This window comes from Paenibacillus sp. FSL L8-0333 (assembly GCF_037965665.1).
Taxonomy (GTDB): Bacteria; Bacillota; Bacilli; order Paenibacillales; family Paenibacillaceae; genus Paenibacillus_AQ; species Paenibacillus_AQ odorifer.
The window spans coordinates 508,729-524,558 of sequence record NZ_CP150186.1 but is presented as its reverse complement, the minus strand read 5'-3'; the positions used below and the strand labels follow the sequence as shown (position 1 = coordinate 524,558).

The 15,830-nt window shown below is 45.6% G+C and carries 15 protein-coding genes; 3 read left to right on the top strand and 12 right to left on the bottom strand.

Going from position 1 to position 15,830, the window contains the following annotated elements; translation table 11 throughout:
• Window positions 1–14: 14 nt before the first annotated feature.
• The 7 genes from NYE72_RS02330 to NYE72_RS02300 all read right to left on the bottom strand — a co-directional run bounded on the left by NYE72_RS02330 (window position 15) and on the right by NYE72_RS02300 (window position 10,330).
• Window positions 15–1,709, bottom strand: a complete 1,695-nt coding sequence (locus NYE72_RS02330; protein ID WP_036682600.1) for an extracellular solute-binding protein — start codon at window positions 1,707–1,709, stop codon at window positions 15–17.
• A 92-nt stretch (window positions 1,710–1,801) separates the two neighbouring features.
• On the bottom strand, window positions 1,802–2,692 hold the full coding sequence (locus NYE72_RS02325; RefSeq protein WP_036682603.1) for a carbohydrate ABC transporter permease: 891 nt from the start codon (window positions 2,690–2,692) through the stop codon (window positions 1,802–1,804).
• Between the two features lie 17 nt (window positions 2,693–2,709).
• Window positions 2,710–3,663, bottom strand: coding sequence for an ABC transporter permease subunit (locus NYE72_RS02320; RefSeq protein ID WP_051491255.1), 954 nt, complete (start codon window positions 3,661–3,663; stop codon window positions 2,710–2,712).
• Window positions 3,664–3,872: 209 nt separating this feature from the next.
• Window positions 3,873–7,100: a cellobiose phosphorylase gene (locus NYE72_RS02315; RefSeq protein WP_339211232.1), complete on the bottom strand. Its 3,228-nt coding sequence runs from the start codon at window positions 7,098–7,100 to the stop codon at window positions 3,873–3,875.
• Window positions 7,101–7,128: 28 nt separating this feature from the next.
• The gene (locus NYE72_RS02310; RefSeq protein ID WP_076101329.1) at window positions 7,129–8,466 is read right to left on the bottom strand and encodes a glycoside hydrolase family 30 protein; all 1,338 of its coding nucleotides are present in this window, start codon (window positions 8,464–8,466) and stop codon (window positions 7,129–7,131) included.
• Window positions 8,467–8,861: 395 nt separating this feature from the next.
• Complete coding sequence (locus NYE72_RS02305) at window positions 8,862–9,878, bottom strand: LacI family DNA-binding transcriptional regulator (RefSeq protein WP_339211229.1); 1,017 nt, start codon at window positions 9,876–9,878, stop codon at window positions 8,862–8,864.
• A gap of 62 nt (window positions 9,879–9,940) precedes the next feature.
• A complete protein-coding gene (locus NYE72_RS02300) occupies window positions 9,941–10,330 on the bottom strand; it encodes a hypothetical protein (RefSeq protein ID WP_235219475.1) in 390 nt (129 codons plus the stop codon).
• A gap of 366 nt (window positions 10,331–10,696) precedes the next feature.
• On the opposite strand from NYE72_RS02300, the gene NYE72_RS02295 reads away from it, so the two are divergent.
• Window positions 10,697–11,419 (top strand): HNH endonuclease signature motif containing protein, encoded by a 723-nt coding sequence (locus NYE72_RS02295; RefSeq protein ID WP_052096736.1) that lies wholly within the window; start codon window positions 10,697–10,699, stop codon window positions 11,417–11,419.
• A 65-nt stretch (window positions 11,420–11,484) separates the two neighbouring features.
• On the opposite strand, the gene NYE72_RS02290 is transcribed toward NYE72_RS02295, so the two are convergent.
• Window positions 11,485–11,682, bottom strand: a complete 198-nt coding sequence (locus NYE72_RS02290; protein ID WP_036682616.1) for a YwbE family protein — start codon at window positions 11,680–11,682, stop codon at window positions 11,485–11,487.
• A 62-nt stretch (window positions 11,683–11,744) separates the two neighbouring features.
• Between NYE72_RS02290 and NYE72_RS02285 the strand changes: the two genes are divergently transcribed.
• A complete protein-coding gene (locus NYE72_RS02285; protein ID WP_036682619.1) occupies window positions 11,745–12,047 on the top strand; it encodes a hypothetical protein in 303 nt (100 codons plus the stop codon).
• Between the two features lie 2 nt (window positions 12,048–12,049).
• Here NYE72_RS02285 and sdaAA read toward each other — a convergent pair whose 3' ends face one another.
• The 4 genes from sdaAA to NYE72_RS02265 form a co-directional block, all read right to left on the bottom strand.
• Window positions 12,050–12,928, bottom strand: a complete 879-nt coding sequence (sdaAA, locus tag NYE72_RS02280) for an L-serine ammonia-lyase, iron-sulfur-dependent, subunit alpha (RefSeq protein WP_036682621.1) — start codon at window positions 12,926–12,928, stop codon at window positions 12,050–12,052.
• A complete protein-coding gene (gene sdaAB / locus NYE72_RS02275) occupies window positions 12,925–13,635 on the bottom strand; it encodes an L-serine ammonia-lyase, iron-sulfur-dependent subunit beta (protein WP_339211228.1) in 711 nt (236 codons plus the stop codon). The genes sdaAA and sdaAB overlap by 4 nt, the downstream gene beginning before the upstream one ends.
• 154 nt (window positions 13,636–13,789) lie before the next feature.
• Window positions 13,790–14,209: a GNAT family N-acetyltransferase gene (locus tag NYE72_RS02270; protein WP_076103846.1), complete on the bottom strand. Its 420-nt coding sequence runs from the start codon at window positions 14,207–14,209 to the stop codon at window positions 13,790–13,792.
• 2 nt (window positions 14,210–14,211) lie between these two features.
• Window positions 14,212–14,787: a DUF4269 domain-containing protein gene (locus NYE72_RS02265; protein ID WP_038574055.1), complete on the bottom strand. Its 576-nt coding sequence runs from the start codon at window positions 14,785–14,787 to the stop codon at window positions 14,212–14,214.
• A 124-nt stretch (window positions 14,788–14,911) separates the two neighbouring features.
• On the opposite strand from NYE72_RS02265, the gene NYE72_RS02260 reads away from it, so the two are divergent.
• Entirely contained in the window at window positions 14,912–15,811 is a 900-nt protein-coding gene (locus NYE72_RS02260) for an SDR family oxidoreductase (protein ID WP_038568476.1), read from the top strand.
• The last annotated feature ends 19 nt before the right edge of the window (window positions 15,812–15,830 follow it).

Sequence of the window (15,830 nt, the reverse complement as noted above, 5' to 3'; positions counted from 1 at the left end):
TTGGGTCATGCTTTTTATTTTATGGACAGCTTCACTTTATTCTCTTCATATTTCTTTTGTTGGTAGGCATCAAATACATCTTCGCCTTCCTTCTTTCTCTTCTCTAAATACTCATTCCAAATCTTATCGAATTCCGCATCGGAAGAAGCCATGAGCAATTTCGGCATAGTTTTACCGCGCAACTGTTTCAGCTTCGAAGCGATGATGCCTTCAGGAGAGTTTCCTGTTGGTTCGATTTGTTGGAACTCAGAGGAGCCTATGGATTTACCTCTAGTCCAATCTTCCAATTGCTTAAATGGTTCTACCGATTTAGGAGCCCATTGGTCTGTGATGTTCGTATTTTGCAGCATCCAGAATGTAAAGGAAGATCCAATTTGCTTATCAAACGTCGAACGGTCTTTATTCATCAAATCAAACACTTCTGGTTTAAATTGATCTTTTCCATCAATCGTATCGTAGCTGACACCTTTTTCGCCTAAGAACAAGTCTTTGTTGCCTTCTTCACTGTTCAAGTAGCTGAGGAAGCGGATAGCACGTGCTTTATCCTTAACATCTTTGGAGATCAGCGTTACCGTCCAACCGGAGATACCAGGGCCATCAAGGGTTGGTTTATCCAAGTTCGTATTGGAAGGTCCGTCAACAGCAATATACGTTTTGGTTGGATCCTGTTGGTAAATCGTTCCTAGCTGTGCTGCAAAGTCTGTACGTTGATACAGCATTGCGAAATAACGGCCTTGGGCAATTTTTTCTTCCATTTGTGGGCGTTTGTCGATAAAGATATCTTTAGCCAGCAGACCGTCTTGATTCGCTTGACGAAGTGCCTTCATCCAGCGGATATATTCAGGATCGGTTTCACGAGCATATACCTTGCCATCTTTTTCTCTTGGGATTGCCAAGAAGTTCTGCAGGTAACCTTCCAAAGAATCGTTACCGTTCTCGGTAAATTCATGCAAACCAAGTGGAATAAGCGGCTGTCCATTTACGTCAGGGAATTTCTCTTTCGCTAATTTAAGCGCATTCAAGAAACCTTCTGGTGTGCGCATATCTGGACTTCCAATAGCTTCATACATATCCTTGCGGACAGCGAATACTTGGTTGGATACGTAATTTTCTCCATACTTCTCATAGTCGGCAGGAGAGGAAGAAGAGTTAGGATAGCCATACACATTGCCGTCTTCTTGTGTATACCAGCCCAGCTTATCAGCATCGGATACTTTAAAGAAGTACGGATCATATTCATCAGCAAGTTTGTTCAATGGAAGAACAAGTTCACCTTCGACCATTTTCTTAATCGCATCTTCCCAGAAACCCAAAGTGATGAAATCAGGCAATTTACCGGATGCAATCAGCGTATTAAGCTTCTCATTCTCGTTACCAGCCGGAACGATAAAATTAATATCAACTCCGGTCTTCTTAGTTACATATTGGGAGGTTGGGTCCACGCCCCATTTATTAGGGAACCATGAGAAGTTCAGGTACCAGTCAAATGTAATGGGTGAAGTATCAATCTTCCATCCCGGTTCATCTGCTGATAATGCAGCAGCAGTCGGTTCAGCACTTGCCTCCGTATTAGTAGCTTTAGCGCTGTTAGCATTACCTTCGGCATTCTTGCCAGCATTATTTCCGCTGGAGCAGCCTGCGGCTGACAATGACATCATTATTGCGAGAAGCAGAACTCCCATTGCTTTTGGCTTACGTTTCATGCCCATGCTTGTTTACCCCTTTTCTATGAATGTTAATTATAAGCTCAACCCCAGTGCCTACAGCTGTAGGCAACCGGAGGAGTTATCACTGCTAGACATCAGCCCTTAATGGAGCCGATCATCATCCCTTTAACGAAATAACGCTGCAGGAACGGATACACGAATACTATCGGCAGGGTGGTCACTACCATCGTCGCCAGCTTAATGGACTGTGACGTTACGCTTCTCGTAACGCTGCTGCCTTGTACAGCGACCATCATTTGACTAGAGCTCGATTGTGCGACGACCCGGAACAAATACGTCTGAATCGGCTGCAGATCAGTATTATTGATATAGATCATACCCGTGAAGTAATCATTCCACTGATACACGCCATGGAACAGCGCAATGGTAGCAATTACAGGCATGGATACTGGAAGTACGATTCTTAAAAAGATGGACCAATCATTAGCACCGTCAATCCGTGCCGCTTCTTCCAGCCCATCGGGAATCTCCCGGAAAAAGGTCATGAAGATAATAAGATCAAAGAAGCTAAACATAACCGGAATAATATAGACTAGGAAATTCTCCAATAGGTGAAGGTCCTTCATCAGCAGGAAGGTAGGAATGAGTCCCCCGCCAAAAAAGAGAGTCACTGTACCCATAAGCATGTAGAACTTACCGCCAATGAGGTTTTTTCTGGAGAATGCATAAGCTACCATCGCTGTGAAAAATACATGCAGTACAGTACCCAAAAGTGTTTTGGCGACAGTAACCCACATCGCCTGCATGATGCCGGGGCTGGCAAACACGGCCTCGAAATTCTCAAAGCTGAACATCCGCGGCCACCAGTAGATTCCTCCCCGCATGGCGTCATTACCGTTATTGAAGGCGTTAACCAATACGTACCAGATCGGGTAAAGCGTTATGAAGCAGATACATAACATGATGAGGTTATTGATGATATCGAACAGGGCCTCGCCCTTCGTTTTACGCTTAAGTGCAAACATATATGGTCCTCCTTATCCTAGAACAACGATGTATCGTTGATTTTTTTAGATACTTGGTTGGCAATCAGCAGCAAGATTAGAGCGATAACCGATTTTAACAATCCAACTGCAGTTGAGTAAGAGAAGCGGCCTGAGAGAATCCCTGTATAGTACACATAGTAATCAATTACATTACTTGCACTATCATTCAGTGAGTTGCGCAGGACCAGAATCTGATCAAAGTTGGAGTTCAGCACTCCGCTGACCGCGAGAATGAAGAGAATGCTGATTGTCGATTTAATCGCCGGCAAGGTAACATACCACATCTTCTGAAATCTGCCCGCGCCGTCGATTGTCGCCGCCTCGTACATTTCAGGAGATACACCGGAAATTGCTGCTAAATAGATAATCGCTGACCATCCAAGTTCTTTCCAGATATCAGAGGAGATAATAATTGTCCAGAAGTAACCCGGCTCAGCCAAGTATGTAATTGGCTGATCAATAAGATGAAGCGCTAGCAAAATGTTATTGATAATTCCTACATCAGCAAGCCATGTAGCCAAAATCCCTCCGAGTACCACCCATGAGAGAAAGTGGGGCAAATACGAAATCGTCTGTATAGTCTTCTTGAATTTCATTGAACGAACTTCGTTCAGAAATAGAGCGAAGATTATCGGCAAGGGAAATCCGATAATTAGCTTAAACAAGCTAATGCCGAGTGTATTTTTAATTACATTCGAGAGATTGTCATCATCCATGAACTCTTTGAAATGTGTAAGTCCCACCCATGGGGCTTCTGCAATCGTTTTAACGATGTTGTAATCTTTGAAAGCAATGATAATTCCATACATGGGAATGTAGTTAAAGATTATCATCCATGCAATGCCGAGTAGAGCCATTGTCTGCAAATGACGCTGGGCAATGAACCTCTTCCAAAGCGGACTGCGATTTACTTTACCGGTTTCGAAATTGCCAGGAATTAACGGCTTCATCGCTGAGCTTACTTCCATGCTTTTTTTGTTCTCCATCCTTTGGACCTCCAGGCTCTATATCTGTATTTAATCTAAAGCGCTTACAATGTTTATGTATCCATTGTATTTGCTTTTGCCTGTCTCCGTAAGGCTTTGAATTTCGGATTATAGGTTCCATTTTTCGGATTCATTGAAAATTTAAGGGCGAGCCGCAGCTCGCCCCTCTATTTTTATGCTAATACTGCTTGAATTTGCGCGATTTCTCCACGCCGCAGAGCCTCTGCCTCTTCACCGCGCACGAACGCTCCAGATATTTTAGTCATAGTTCCATTACGGTATACAAGCATCAAAGATTGAATGCTAACCTTCTTCTCGCCAAAGGTATTTTCACGTTTTGGGTTAGAATAGATTACCTCCGTATTCCCAAGGAAAGTGAAGGACAGATTGCCCTCTTCATCAAATAGCCATCCTGGCAATACCGGATCAAGAGACAGCGTAAGCGCTCCATCCTCCAATCTGAAAACATGGCTTCCAGCCATCATTGTTCTCCACATGCTTAAGAATTCCGCGGTCGATCCACTAAGTCTCGCTACGAACCCTCTACCGTGGTTATTTGGATCAGGATTGCCTCCAGTTGCGATAAAAGATGAATTCTCCAGTGTACTGCGTCCATAAACAGCAGGATCAAGGAATGGCACCAGCGACGTCTTCAGCTCACCGTAGAATTCCTCGTACAGCCCGCCCTTCAGCAGCTCAAGCAGATACTTATAGGACATGTGCAGGAAGTTAGACTCCCGTTCTAGCCAGCCTGGTGTAAAGGCTCTCATTCGTCCGATTTCATGCGATTCACCTTCTAGACTAACAGAGGTCTGATACATAGATGTTGCCCGATCATACAGCTCTGTTTGCTTAATCAGATTATAGATTTCTTTTGCCTGCACCGGGTTCTTCATCGTCTTCAACCAGCGGGTAGGTCCTTCCAGGAAATAAGGCAAGGCATAAGCCTTAAACTCCTCTACCACAGCTTTTGGCAGTCCGTATCCGCTAATTACTGGCTGACCCTCAGCATCTGTTACCTGATGGAATTTCTCCGCTTCAAAACGGAAATAGGTGGGGGTAAGTCCATTGCCCATTTCTACCGCCTTGTTGATCCCCTCATCAATTTTAACTAGGAACTTGGAAAGGGCTTCGCGGATGTGCTCCAGCGTTACTGCGGACTCAACACCAGTAATGCCAAACCGGATACTTGCTCTATAAGCTTCACGGGCTGAAGCTACTGTATCCCAATAGTTGAATTGTTCCACTTCTCCTGCTAGGACAGCAGTTACCGCGTGATATACCACTTCAAGCAGCTCCGCGATTTCTTCTGGCAGCTTTACAGCTCCCTGTACATTCTCAGCACCGTTCAGCACATCCAGCAAAAAGACTACAGTACGCTTCAGCTCAAAAGTCTCACTCATTCCGGAGCCAAACAATCCTGGCAGACCGTTCATGGCATCGTTCCAGCCCGGCTTGTTGCCTTCCATCTCCACACCCATGCCGTAAGGGTCAAGCGTAGCAAATTTATTCAAAGCAAGAGACAACATCTTCACGAACAGATTGGTGTGGTAAATAGCACCTTGCCCACCTTCGGCACGCAGCCAATGGGTATCTCCTGCTTTCCATTTCAGCTTATGCAGCTTCTCCTCATCCTCCAGGAGGGCGCCATATTGCCGGGCTTTTCCGTCACTAATTACATACTTCTCACTACGTGGCAGCACATATGCTGGGCTGTCATAGAACGCATAAGTGTTATCCCCAAATAAAAGCTCCTGCTTCTTGTCAGGGAAGATGTCCAAATAACCTACTACGAGATCCAAATTATATGTCCAGTGATCAGACCAGAAGCCTTCGCCAAAAGCAGCCTCAATGTTTTGCTGTGACAGGGCTAGCAGACCCGACAGAAACTCCTGCTCACTAACCTTCAACGTAACGTTATGATCCGCAATGTAATTGATCAGGCTGCCTGGGGTGAACCGACTGTTGCATAGCTTAACAAGCTCAGCTTGATGATCCGCAGCCGCTTCTCCGATCCATTCCGCAGCCTTCGCTCTGCTGTCTGACTTCACTTCAAAGGTTGTTCCTTGAACACTAAGTGGGTTGTAGCCATCTGCTTGAATTAAGCTATAGAACATTTTGATGTTGAAGCTGCCCACCTTCGGATTAAAAAACACATCATTCCGGCGGTTCTGATTCATATCGCGGAAGTTTCCGTTCCCCTGTGAATAGTATTCTGGGGCAAGCGAGAAGAAGTTATAGTCGCGCTCCAAATCGCCATGTTTACGGGAATATAAATGAACCACAAAGCCATCTCCGCCATTATCAAAAATAAAAGGATAGCCTCCACGCAGGAAGTTATCGAGATAGGACTGACGGCAATAAGCATCAAATACAGCCGATGAAGTGTGCGTGGCAATGTCTTCTGTTAATTCCTCTGTCAGACCTGCGGCTTCTTGGGATTTGGACAGAATATATTCATCTCGGCATAACTGCTCTGCCTTTTTATTGATTTTATCGATGTCATTTACATGCCCAACCAAAGTATTCAGGGTCAAGCTGCTGCCGGGTGCCAAACGTCTAGCCACACCACTGAAGCCGCAAGGAACCTTATTGACTGGATATTGTGGAAGCTCACTCAGCTCCGAAAGCGTTAATCCCGCAAAGCGGTCTGGGTAAGTAAGAGAGGTATTGCCGCCGAAAATAAGCTCGAAATCAACGATTGGCGCGACTTTTTCTCCTTCTCCAGTAAACGACAGATAGAAATGCCCATTTGTGATTTCGCTAACCTGCGCGCTATCGTTGGTGCTGGAACGCAGCTTATAGAACGGAATACCGTTCTCCAGATTGTATACGTCCATCCAGCTGCGCAGCAGGTTACCAATCTCCTTGTAGCCGCTGTTTTCTACTCCGTAAGGCAAGATCTCAGGCAGACCATCCATCAGCTCCAGCTCAATCTCTTTGCCCCCGATATTCTCAATCTCCACCCGACGTACCAACGCGGCATAATCGTCATTAGGCAGATTGAAATAGTGTACGGTCGTCTTCAGCCCATGCCCGGCATGGCTTTCTTCAAGGGTCAGTCCGTTAGGCAAAATGGTCATGATCCGCTTGGCGGCAGGATCTGGACGTGCCGATTGAAATGGCTCATAAATCTCTTGCTCGCCTTTTATTTTAATAAAGGTTCGGAAGCCGGTGGTTCCTACGTCTTTATAAGAGATATTTGCTGGAGAAAATTCCATGATTGGCGAGTTCTTGTCGCGTACTCCAAAGCTGCAAATCGCTTGCCCCCGGTTCACATAAAAAGTCCACATTGGAATTCCCTTAAGACCTGCAAGACCTGGCAGGAAACTAGAGAAAGGCTTTCCTGTATCAAACTGCTCCATTACAAAATTACCTGATTCGAAATAATAATTACTCACGTTAATGTCCTCCTAAACTGTTACTTATTTATGAAATCAGATGCGTTACGATAGAATGAGGGGATAGCTCGCAGTTGGCAATCTCTTCGCCAAGCCCCAAGGTTACCGTGCGAGCTTCTTCGCTCTCATTCATCAATATGACAGCAAGGCTGCCGTCCGGATTACGGAATGCTGTGGATAGGATTCCTTCCGCTTCAGAAGTAAAGCCAATCCGTACCGCACCTGGCGCGATAAATTTACTGAAATGCCCGATATAATAATAAGAGCTGTTATAGTGCAATTCGTCTGTTGTTGTATCTGCAATAATTGGAGCATCACAGAGATTCCCTACATGATTGGGCCCGCCGGTCTCATCCAGTACCAGGTTCCAGTCCAGATACCCTTCTGTCCATGCATTGAGATCCCCAATCATATTTCTGCCGTAACGTTCACCTGTAAACCATTCGCCAAGCTTGACGCCGCCCTCTTGACAGCCCTCAGTGAACAATAGATGTTTGTCAGGAAATAGATCATGTACCTTCTCTACCTTGTCGAACTCCTCACCACCATACCAGTGGATGCCTGTACCCCACACATATTGTGCAGCTTCAGGATCAGACAACACGACCGAAGCACGTTCGACCATAATATCGCGGTTATGATCCCAGATAACAATGTTCACATCGGAATGGCCTGCCTGCTGCATCACTGGACCGAGATGATTTTTAACAAAATCGCGTTCCTCTTCCGCACTATAAATGCAAGAATCCCAGACTTGAACAGCAGCCGGCTCATTCTGCACGGAAACCGCCCAAATAGGTACGCCTTCCTTCCCATAAGCTTCAATAAATTTGGTATAGTAGCGTGCCCAAACTTCAGCGTATTCTGGCTTGAGCGATCCTCCATTATTCATTTCACCATTTGTTTTCATCCATGCCGGAGGGCTCCAAGGAGAGGCCAACATCGTGAACGGTCCACCTTTTACCTGCATTGCATCCTTAATCAGCGGAAGCACCCACTTATGATCATGGGAGATATCAAAGGTAGCCAGCTCCGTATCATGATCAGCGACATAAGTATAATTTCCAAGCGCAAAATCACAGCTATGAATATGAACACGACCCATGTTATAGCCTAATCCCTCTACCGGATGAAAGTAGCGATGAATAACCTCTGCCCGTTTCTCAGGACTGAGCCGTGACAACGTATATGCCGCAGCTTCTGTGAAAGCGCCGCCAAATCCTATCATCTTTTGGAACTCCTGCTCTGGCTTAAGCTCTACATCGGCAGATCCAGAATCTACTCTTGTGCTAAAAACAATTGCCTCTTTCGGAGTTAAGCGTTCCCCTGTATCTTTTGCAGTTACTACAGTTTGAACTTTTGCCATTTCATCCATCTCCTCTAATTGTTTTGTTACTAACAACAAGCACTGTCTTTACTGGATCACCATCCGATGTTAGGGTTCGGAGCGATGGGCCACTGAAACGTTTGAGAAAATTCAAGGAAGCCTTCGGTAAACTTTGATTTCAGCTCATTCGAAACTTAAAATCGAAACCGGTTTCGATTGTTGCGAAAAAAAATGATCTAACGAAGAGCAGGAAAAAAAGCGGCATAACAATATACCCATTATAGCCCCATTCCTCTGAATAAGCTGTAGCAAATACCACATAGGAAGAATTCGAGCTATGATGTCCTCTACTTTATCAGGACTCTTTTCTTTTCGTCAAGATTTATCCTGTGGGCAGCAGCCTGCTCTCTGTACTTATGGAATTTGATACAGCCCTAATTTCCGCTCGGAGGCGCACAGGATTCCCGTTCGATCACTTCTACCGGAACTAGAACCGCTTCCTTATCCAACTGTTTCCCTTCAATCGATGCTAAAAGAATGTCCGCTGCTCGGCTTCCTAAAAGTTCCGTATCCTGACGAATGGTTGTCAATGCAGGTGTAACATACTCAGCTAGATCAATATCATCGTACCCCACAACTGAAATGTGTAGCGGTACGGAAAGTCCACTATCTTTTACCGCCATAATAGCCCCTAAAGCTAACATGTCACCCGAAGCAAAAACAGCGGTTGGCCGATCAGGCAGCTTAAGAAGCTCCAGCATCGCTTGATAACCACTTTCACGAGAATAAAAAGCTCCATTCACAACATAGGACTCCGGCACTTCAAGCCCCTGCTGCTTCATAGCGTTCTTATATCCTAACTCCCGGGTTTTACCAGGGAAAGTGTTCATACCTCCGGAAATATGAGCAATCTTGCGATGACCCAAAGAAACTAAATACTCTATCGCAAGCTGAGCTCCAGCCGTATTATCCGAACATACCGTATGCGACTGCGTAGTCTCAAAATCCAGAATCACAGTAGGAATATCACTCTCTAGCAGCTCACGGAAATAAGGGTCCTCGTAATCAGACAAGAATACGACAACACCATCTACACCACGAATTCGGCAATTCTCCAAATAACCACTTTGTTTACCTCCAACATCCTTGGAAATAAACATGAGGGCATACCCCTTATCCACAGCAACCTTCTTAAAGCTCTCAATCACAGCGCTAAAAAAGGGATGGCGAATACCAAATCCCGTATTCTCTACAAACAATACACCGATGGTCCATGATTTCTTAGTAGTCAGTGTACGGGCATGGGAATTCGGCAAATATCCCATTTCTTGGGCAACCCGGAAAATTTCCTGGCGAGTCTTCTCCCGTACATCGGAATAATTATTAAACGCCTTGGATACCGTTGTAGGAGAGTAACCGGTTCTTTTGGCAATATCATATATAGTTGTCAATCCGGTTCACTCCTTGCCCAGACTAATGAAATACCTTCTGATACCTTCTGTTCACTGCAATTTTAACGTCTTTCGGTACCGCCGTCCAGCAAAAAGTAACTTTGTACGGAAGGAAGCAGCGTAAAGACTTGGATCAAAAGCCCTAGACTCATATAGATCAGATGTATGATTGCCACACTGTTCAACATATACGTCTGCACCATAATCCAAATAATTAACCCAAATCCGATATATAGGGACAATGCCCAGAAGCTATATAATTTCTTAAAGGGATTCAAAGTATTCACCCAGCGCAATTCTGGTCTCTTGATCAACCCATAAAACACAAACAAGGGCAGGATACCAAATACGATGAATAGCAAAATACCCGGAATTAAAAAATCTGAAAATGGCGATCTTTCCAGCATAGATGTGGGCATGTGTATCAGATCACCACTAGGATCTATGACCATTGACCCGCCTCCTGCTAACGCTCCAACCCCCAAAAATATATGAAGAATATAAAGCAATGTTACCGTAAACGGCCTTCTTTTGGTTGGTTCCATTTCAATACCCCTTCCCATGTTAAAAAAGTAGAGCATTCCTTACTGCTCTTTTCAATTTTACATGTTTTTCCTGAACGTCACCAAGATAGATATCACACAAAAAGCCGTATTTAAGCTTTTTTTGAGTGCGATGTGAACGATTGTATTTTACGCTATACTAAGATTAGAACGAAATGTTAACCCTGCCGACTGAATCTAATAAATAAAATACATTGGATCCTAAAAAACAAGGAGACAGGACGGGCGCAAAGACGCGCTGAACCTAACATATCTATGAACGATACCCATCTTTTATCCACCAAACAATGTACCTATTGCCAGCAACAGAAGCCGCTCTCTGAATTTCGTAAACGTACCGGCAAACGTTCCAAAGGCCAGTCTCGCCGTGGTGCTTGTCGGGAGTGCCGCAAACAACGACAAAACATAGATCTGACCCTTGCAGCAGGTCCCATTCCAGTACAACCTGTTACTATTGAAACCCCTTCTTCGGCTGTCAAAGAACGCTCCAAACAAGGAAAGCCTTCTTCCACGGTTGCTTCTTCACCGCAATCCAACCCAAATCAGCGCATACGGGGCTTGGAACAACGAAGGAAACATTCTCATTCTCAAGGCGCGAAACTGAGTCCCGAAGATCCAACGCAATTGATTCCCTCTGCCAAAGGGAAAATTCTAATGCGTGGCCACAGTGATAAAGGACGGCGCTGGCATCAGGAAATTGACTACGAGCTTGCGGTTACTCTAGTCAGAGAACATGCCGCTATCGTAGTGAATCGCCGAACCATCCGCAGGATATACAGCAATAAGGATTTCCGTGCTTATATATTGACCAGAGACAACTATACCTGCTACTTCTGTGGCTCCTATGGAGACACTATAGATCATCTGCTGCCCCGTGCTAAAGGTGGTCATACTACTCCGGATAATTGCGTTTGCGCTTGTACGTTATGTAATCAGACCAAGGCCGATCAGTCCGTTGAGGATTTTATGAGCAGATAAAATAGAAAAACGCCCCAATCTCAGTTGATTAGGGGCGCTTTTTAAATTAAAGGTGAATTTTATTATTAGTTAGCAACAATATTTTTAACTCGTCCTACCTGTCCACTGGTTAAACGCACCTTGATGCCATGCGGATGTCGAGGTGAGTTGGTGAGAATATCCTTCACCGTTCCATGTGTTAGCTTACCCGTCGGCTGATCCTGCTTAAGCACAATATCCACTTCAAGCCCAGGACGAATATCGGCTCTTACCTGTCCGTTCATGATGTAATCCCCTTTCAATGGGTTATAATGTTGTCAACTATACTAGATAAGGAGGAGACGTAATGGCCTTCGGCATCAACAGAGAAGAATTAACCCGCTGGAAAAAAGCAGTCTCCGCAGGAGAAATCGCCTTCTTAACCCATTACTGGCTAGACCCGCGTTTTCCCGGCATGACTACTGTCACCAAGGTAGGCTGTAGTGACCTAACCAGATTAACCTATTGGTGTGAGGAAAATGGACTGCCGGCTAAATATATTCATAATCGTTCCCCATTCCCCCACTTTGACCTTATGGGACCTAAACAAGCAGAAATCCTTCGGAAGGAAGGCTTATGGGAACAGTTGGAACGTTTCAAAATGCTCTAAAATTATTTCTTTTTACGTAAATCCTGCATGATCTTGCGGCCGGTAGGTGTCTGTGCTAATCCGCCACCTGCGGTCTCGCGGTGTTTTTCTGGCATAGCTGAGCCTACCTCAAGCATGACCTTGATTACTTCATCTGAAGGGATCACGCTACGTACACCAGCCAGTGCCATATCGGCGGCGGCGAGCGCGGTCACTGCACCGAATCCGTTTCTAACGATACAAGGAATCTCTACAAGTCCTCCCACCGGATCGCAAATCAGTCCTAATGTGTTCTTAAGCGCCAGTCCAACAGCATGCACTGCTTGTGCAGGCGTCCCTCCACGCAGTTCGGTTAAAGCTCCTGCCGCCATCCCGATGGCCGATCCGACCTCGGCCTGACAGCCACCCTCTGCGCCAGATACAAACGAATTGTTGGCAATGACATAACCGATTGCTCCCGCAGCGAACAAACCGGAAACCATATAATCATCATCCCAGCCAAACCGTTCCTGACAGCTGAGAAATACACCCGGAATAATTCCGCATGAACCTGCGGTAGGTGTAGCAATTATTCGGCCCATTGAGGCATTAACCTCGGATACAGCCAAAGCATAGGCCATTGCTTGACCAGCGGGTCCACCTAGGCATGGTTCATCTGCTGCGTTATAGGCTCCTACACGCTGGGCATCCATTCCCGTAAGGCCGCTGCGCGAAGTGGTATCTTCATGCATCCCACGATGAACAGCCTCTTTCATGACCCCATAATACTCACGCATAGTGGCAAATTCCTGTTCACTGGAACGTCCAGATTCCGCGCTTTGCTCTTCGAGCATAAGAGCTCCAATGGTGAGGCCACGTTCCTCACATAATACAGCCAGTTGGCTAAGTGTTTGAAAATTCATGTTAAGCTTTCCTTCCCCTTCTCATCTTGCTTACCTTCGTTTAAATTAACCAATTTCACCGATTTCACCGCAGTGAGCGCTTTAAGCGCTTCAATAAGCTCAGGAGTAGCAGCTTCATCCAGCTCCAGTACCGTTAAGGCTGCACCGCTGCGATTCTTCCGATCAAGAGACATATGCCCTATATTAAATTGTCCGTTACGCATCACTTCTGTAACACTCGCCAGAACACCTAAATAATCCATATGATGAATCAATACCGTCGGATACATTCCCGTAAGCTTTACTCCAAAACCATCCACATCGACGATCTCAATGTTTCCACCACCAATGGATGTCCCCGTTAAAGTCAGCTCACTTCCTGTCTCTTGTCCGATAAGATGCAGTTTAACCGTGTTAGGATGAGGAAACAATCCCGTTCCTTGCTCAAAAGATACTTCCATCCCAGCTTCAGCCGCCAACTCCAGAGAGTCGGGTAACCGATGATCATCGGTAGCGTAATCCATAAGTCCTCCGACAATAGCCCGGTCTGTACCATGTCCCTGATAAGTAGCTGCAAAAGAACCAAAAAACGTCACTTCTGCCACACGCGGCAGTTCACCCAGCACCTGCCTTGCAGCCCTTCCGATCCGTGCTGCACCGGCTGTATGCGAGCTTGAAGGCCCGACCATGGCCGGACCAATAATTGAAAACACATCTTTAAAACGCATAAAAGACCTCCTGCCTGCAAATAGGCAATTATCAAACTCATATATAGTATACTGCACTGGCAGTCGGAGTTCACCGTTACATTTGCTGTGATATATCCACTTCTAATCTAATGATATTTTACTTAGATAGTATCTTCATTTCGCATCTTATGTATCACAAGATATCCTGGGAGTATAACATAATTCCACCTCTATACTGCCAGCCTATCCCTTCCCAGAATCCTCTTCCTTGTTCATTGGTTCCTATAACCATCAGATGGCATTTTGCAATACCAGCTGCATGTAAATTACCGAGACAACGCTTTACAAGCTCACGCCCGATGCCCATGCCTCGGCAGTCATTACTAACCGCCACATGATACATATAACCTCTTCGCCCATCATGTCCACACAATGCAGTTCCTACAATCCGGCCGTCTTCATTCTCGCAGATCTGGCTGAAGCCAGCATTACGCTCCAGATAACGCGCAACCTCCAGCCTCGAATCTGCTTCGCTGAGTCCCATTCCCTCTGTATTTTCCCATAGCTGGTAGGCAGCTTCATAATCATCCGCAATCATCTCTCGATAATTCATGTCTATCCCCTCGCTTGTATAGAATGACAAAAAGCATAAAGAGCACTCCGCGGAAGCTTTTCCAGCATCAGCAGCGCTTCATAAGGGTCACCTTCCAAACCCAGCACTTGCGCGAAGGCAGGTTCGGTCTTCCACCCGTTTGTTTTCATTGTAATGATCTGCTGGCGAAAATCATTATCCAGCTGAGCTAGAATTTCCGCTTCAATGATCATATGTAAGTAACCATTCTGCAGAGCTGTGGGTCGCGGCTGCCCAAACAGTTCTATAGGCCAGCCCCCGGCCATAAAGTTAATTTTCGTTCGAGGGACCCCATCAACCACACGCGATACACTAGTAAAATCATCCATGGTTCCGAAATATCGACTAACAATGTCCGTAAACATTACGGAATCATGAACCTCACAAATAATATCCAGGTCGCTGCCCTTCACCTGAATTCCAAGCGGCACTGTGCCAACCAGCACCGGGTTATAGTCGGCCAGCAAACTCATAATATTTAATTTTCTTAACAGGGCATAGACCTCTTTTTGCACTGGAGTTCCGTGATTCAAATAATCTATATTTCGCCAATCATTCATCTCGGACAAACGCCCCTCCGACTAGGATATAAACACAGGTATAACTGGATAACAGCGCACGCTTTTCTAGGCGCATGCATAGAAATATACGGAAGATAGAAGGCAAGGAGGAGTGTATGTAAAAATGAATCCCACCTACCCCTACTATGGGGAACAAACGATATGTAAGGAACAGCCTATTGCTTTTCCCCCGCAGCACCAAGACCGTCAGCCAGGTCTAGAGAGTCTAATGAATCCTCGCCCCATCAGTGAAGATCCGGAGATTGCCGGCAGTGGAAAGCTGAAAGGAAAAATTGCACTCATCACCGGAGGCGACAGCGGGATTGGTAAAGCGGCGGCCATTGCTTTTGCAAAGGAAGGCGCAGATGTCGCTATAGCTTATTTATACGAAGCTTCAGATGCAGAGGTCACTCAGCGGCGAATTGAAGAATTAGGGCAACGTTGTTTGCGGATCGAAGTTGATTTACGCCATAAGGAAAACTGCTTCAAGGCTGTGGAGCATACCCTTCGCACTTTTGGCAAGCTGGACATCCTCGTCAACAATCATGGCGTCCAGTATCCACAAAAAAGTATTTTGGATATCACGGAAGCACAGCTCTACCAAACGTTTCAGACGAATATATTTCCATTCTTTTACCTGACGCAAGCCGCACTTCCACATCTAAAAAAAGGCGCAGCCATCATCAATACTGCGTCCATTACTGCCTATCAAGGAAATAAAGAGCTTATAGATTATTCCTCAACTAAAGGTGCGATCGTATCCTTTACCCGCTCTTTAGCCTTATCACTCGTAGACTCTGGCATTCGTGTCAATAGTGTAGCTCCCGGACCCGTATGGACACCACTAATTCCCTCCAGCTACTCCGCAGATGAGGTTAGTGTATTTGGGACGGATACACCCTTTAAACGTGCCGCACAGCCATATGAGTTAGCAGGAGCCTATCTTTATTTAGCGGGACCGGATTCTTCGTATGTTACCGGGACATGTATTCATGTCAATGGTGGAGACATGGTCACCAGCTGATGCATTACACCACGAGAGG

Bases quoted from the DNA above. Each gene is read 5' to 3' on its own strand.
- NYE72_RS02260 (WP_038568476.1), top strand. From the start codon at position 14,912: ATGAATCCCACCTACCCCTACTATGGGGAACAAACGATATGTAAGGAA.
- NYE72_RS02270 (WP_076103846.1), bottom strand. From the start codon at position 14,209: ATGAATTATCGAGAGATGATTGCGGATGATTATGAAGCTGCCTACCAG.
- sdaAB (WP_339211228.1), bottom strand. From the start codon at position 13,635: ATGCGTTTTAAAGATGTGTTTTCAATTATTGGTCCGGCCATGGTCGGG.
- NYE72_RS02265 (WP_038574055.1), bottom strand. From the start codon at position 14,787: ATGAATGATTGGCGAAATATAGATTATTTGAATCACGGAACTCCAGTG.
- NYE72_RS02285 (WP_036682619.1), top strand. From the start codon at position 11,745: ATGGCCTTCGGCATCAACAGAGAAGAATTAACCCGCTGGAAAAAAGCA.
- sdaAA (WP_036682621.1), bottom strand. From the start codon at position 12,928: ATGAATTTTCAAACACTTAGCCAACTGGCTGTATTATGTGAGGAACGT.
- NYE72_RS02310 (WP_076101329.1), bottom strand. From the start codon at position 8,466: ATGGCAAAAGTTCAAACTGTAGTAACTGCAAAAGATACAGGGGAACGC.
- NYE72_RS02290 (WP_036682616.1), bottom strand. From the start codon at position 11,682: ATGAACGGACAGGTAAGAGCCGATATTCGTCCTGGGCTTGAAGTGGAT.
- NYE72_RS02325 (WP_036682603.1), bottom strand. From the start codon at position 2,692: ATGTTTGCACTTAAGCGTAAAACGAAGGGCGAGGCCCTGTTCGATATC.
- NYE72_RS02295 (WP_052096736.1), top strand. From the start codon at position 10,697: ATGAACGATACCCATCTTTTATCCACCAAACAATGTACCTATTGCCAG.
- NYE72_RS02300 (WP_235219475.1), bottom strand. From the start codon at position 10,330: ATGGTCATAGATCCTAGTGGTGATCTGATACACATGCCCACATCTATG.
- NYE72_RS02330 (WP_036682600.1), bottom strand. From the start codon at position 1,709: ATGGGCATGAAACGTAAGCCAAAAGCAATGGGAGTTCTGCTTCTCGCA.
- NYE72_RS02320 (WP_051491255.1), bottom strand. From the start codon at position 3,663: ATGAAGCCGTTAATTCCTGGCAATTTCGAAACCGGTAAAGTAAATCGC.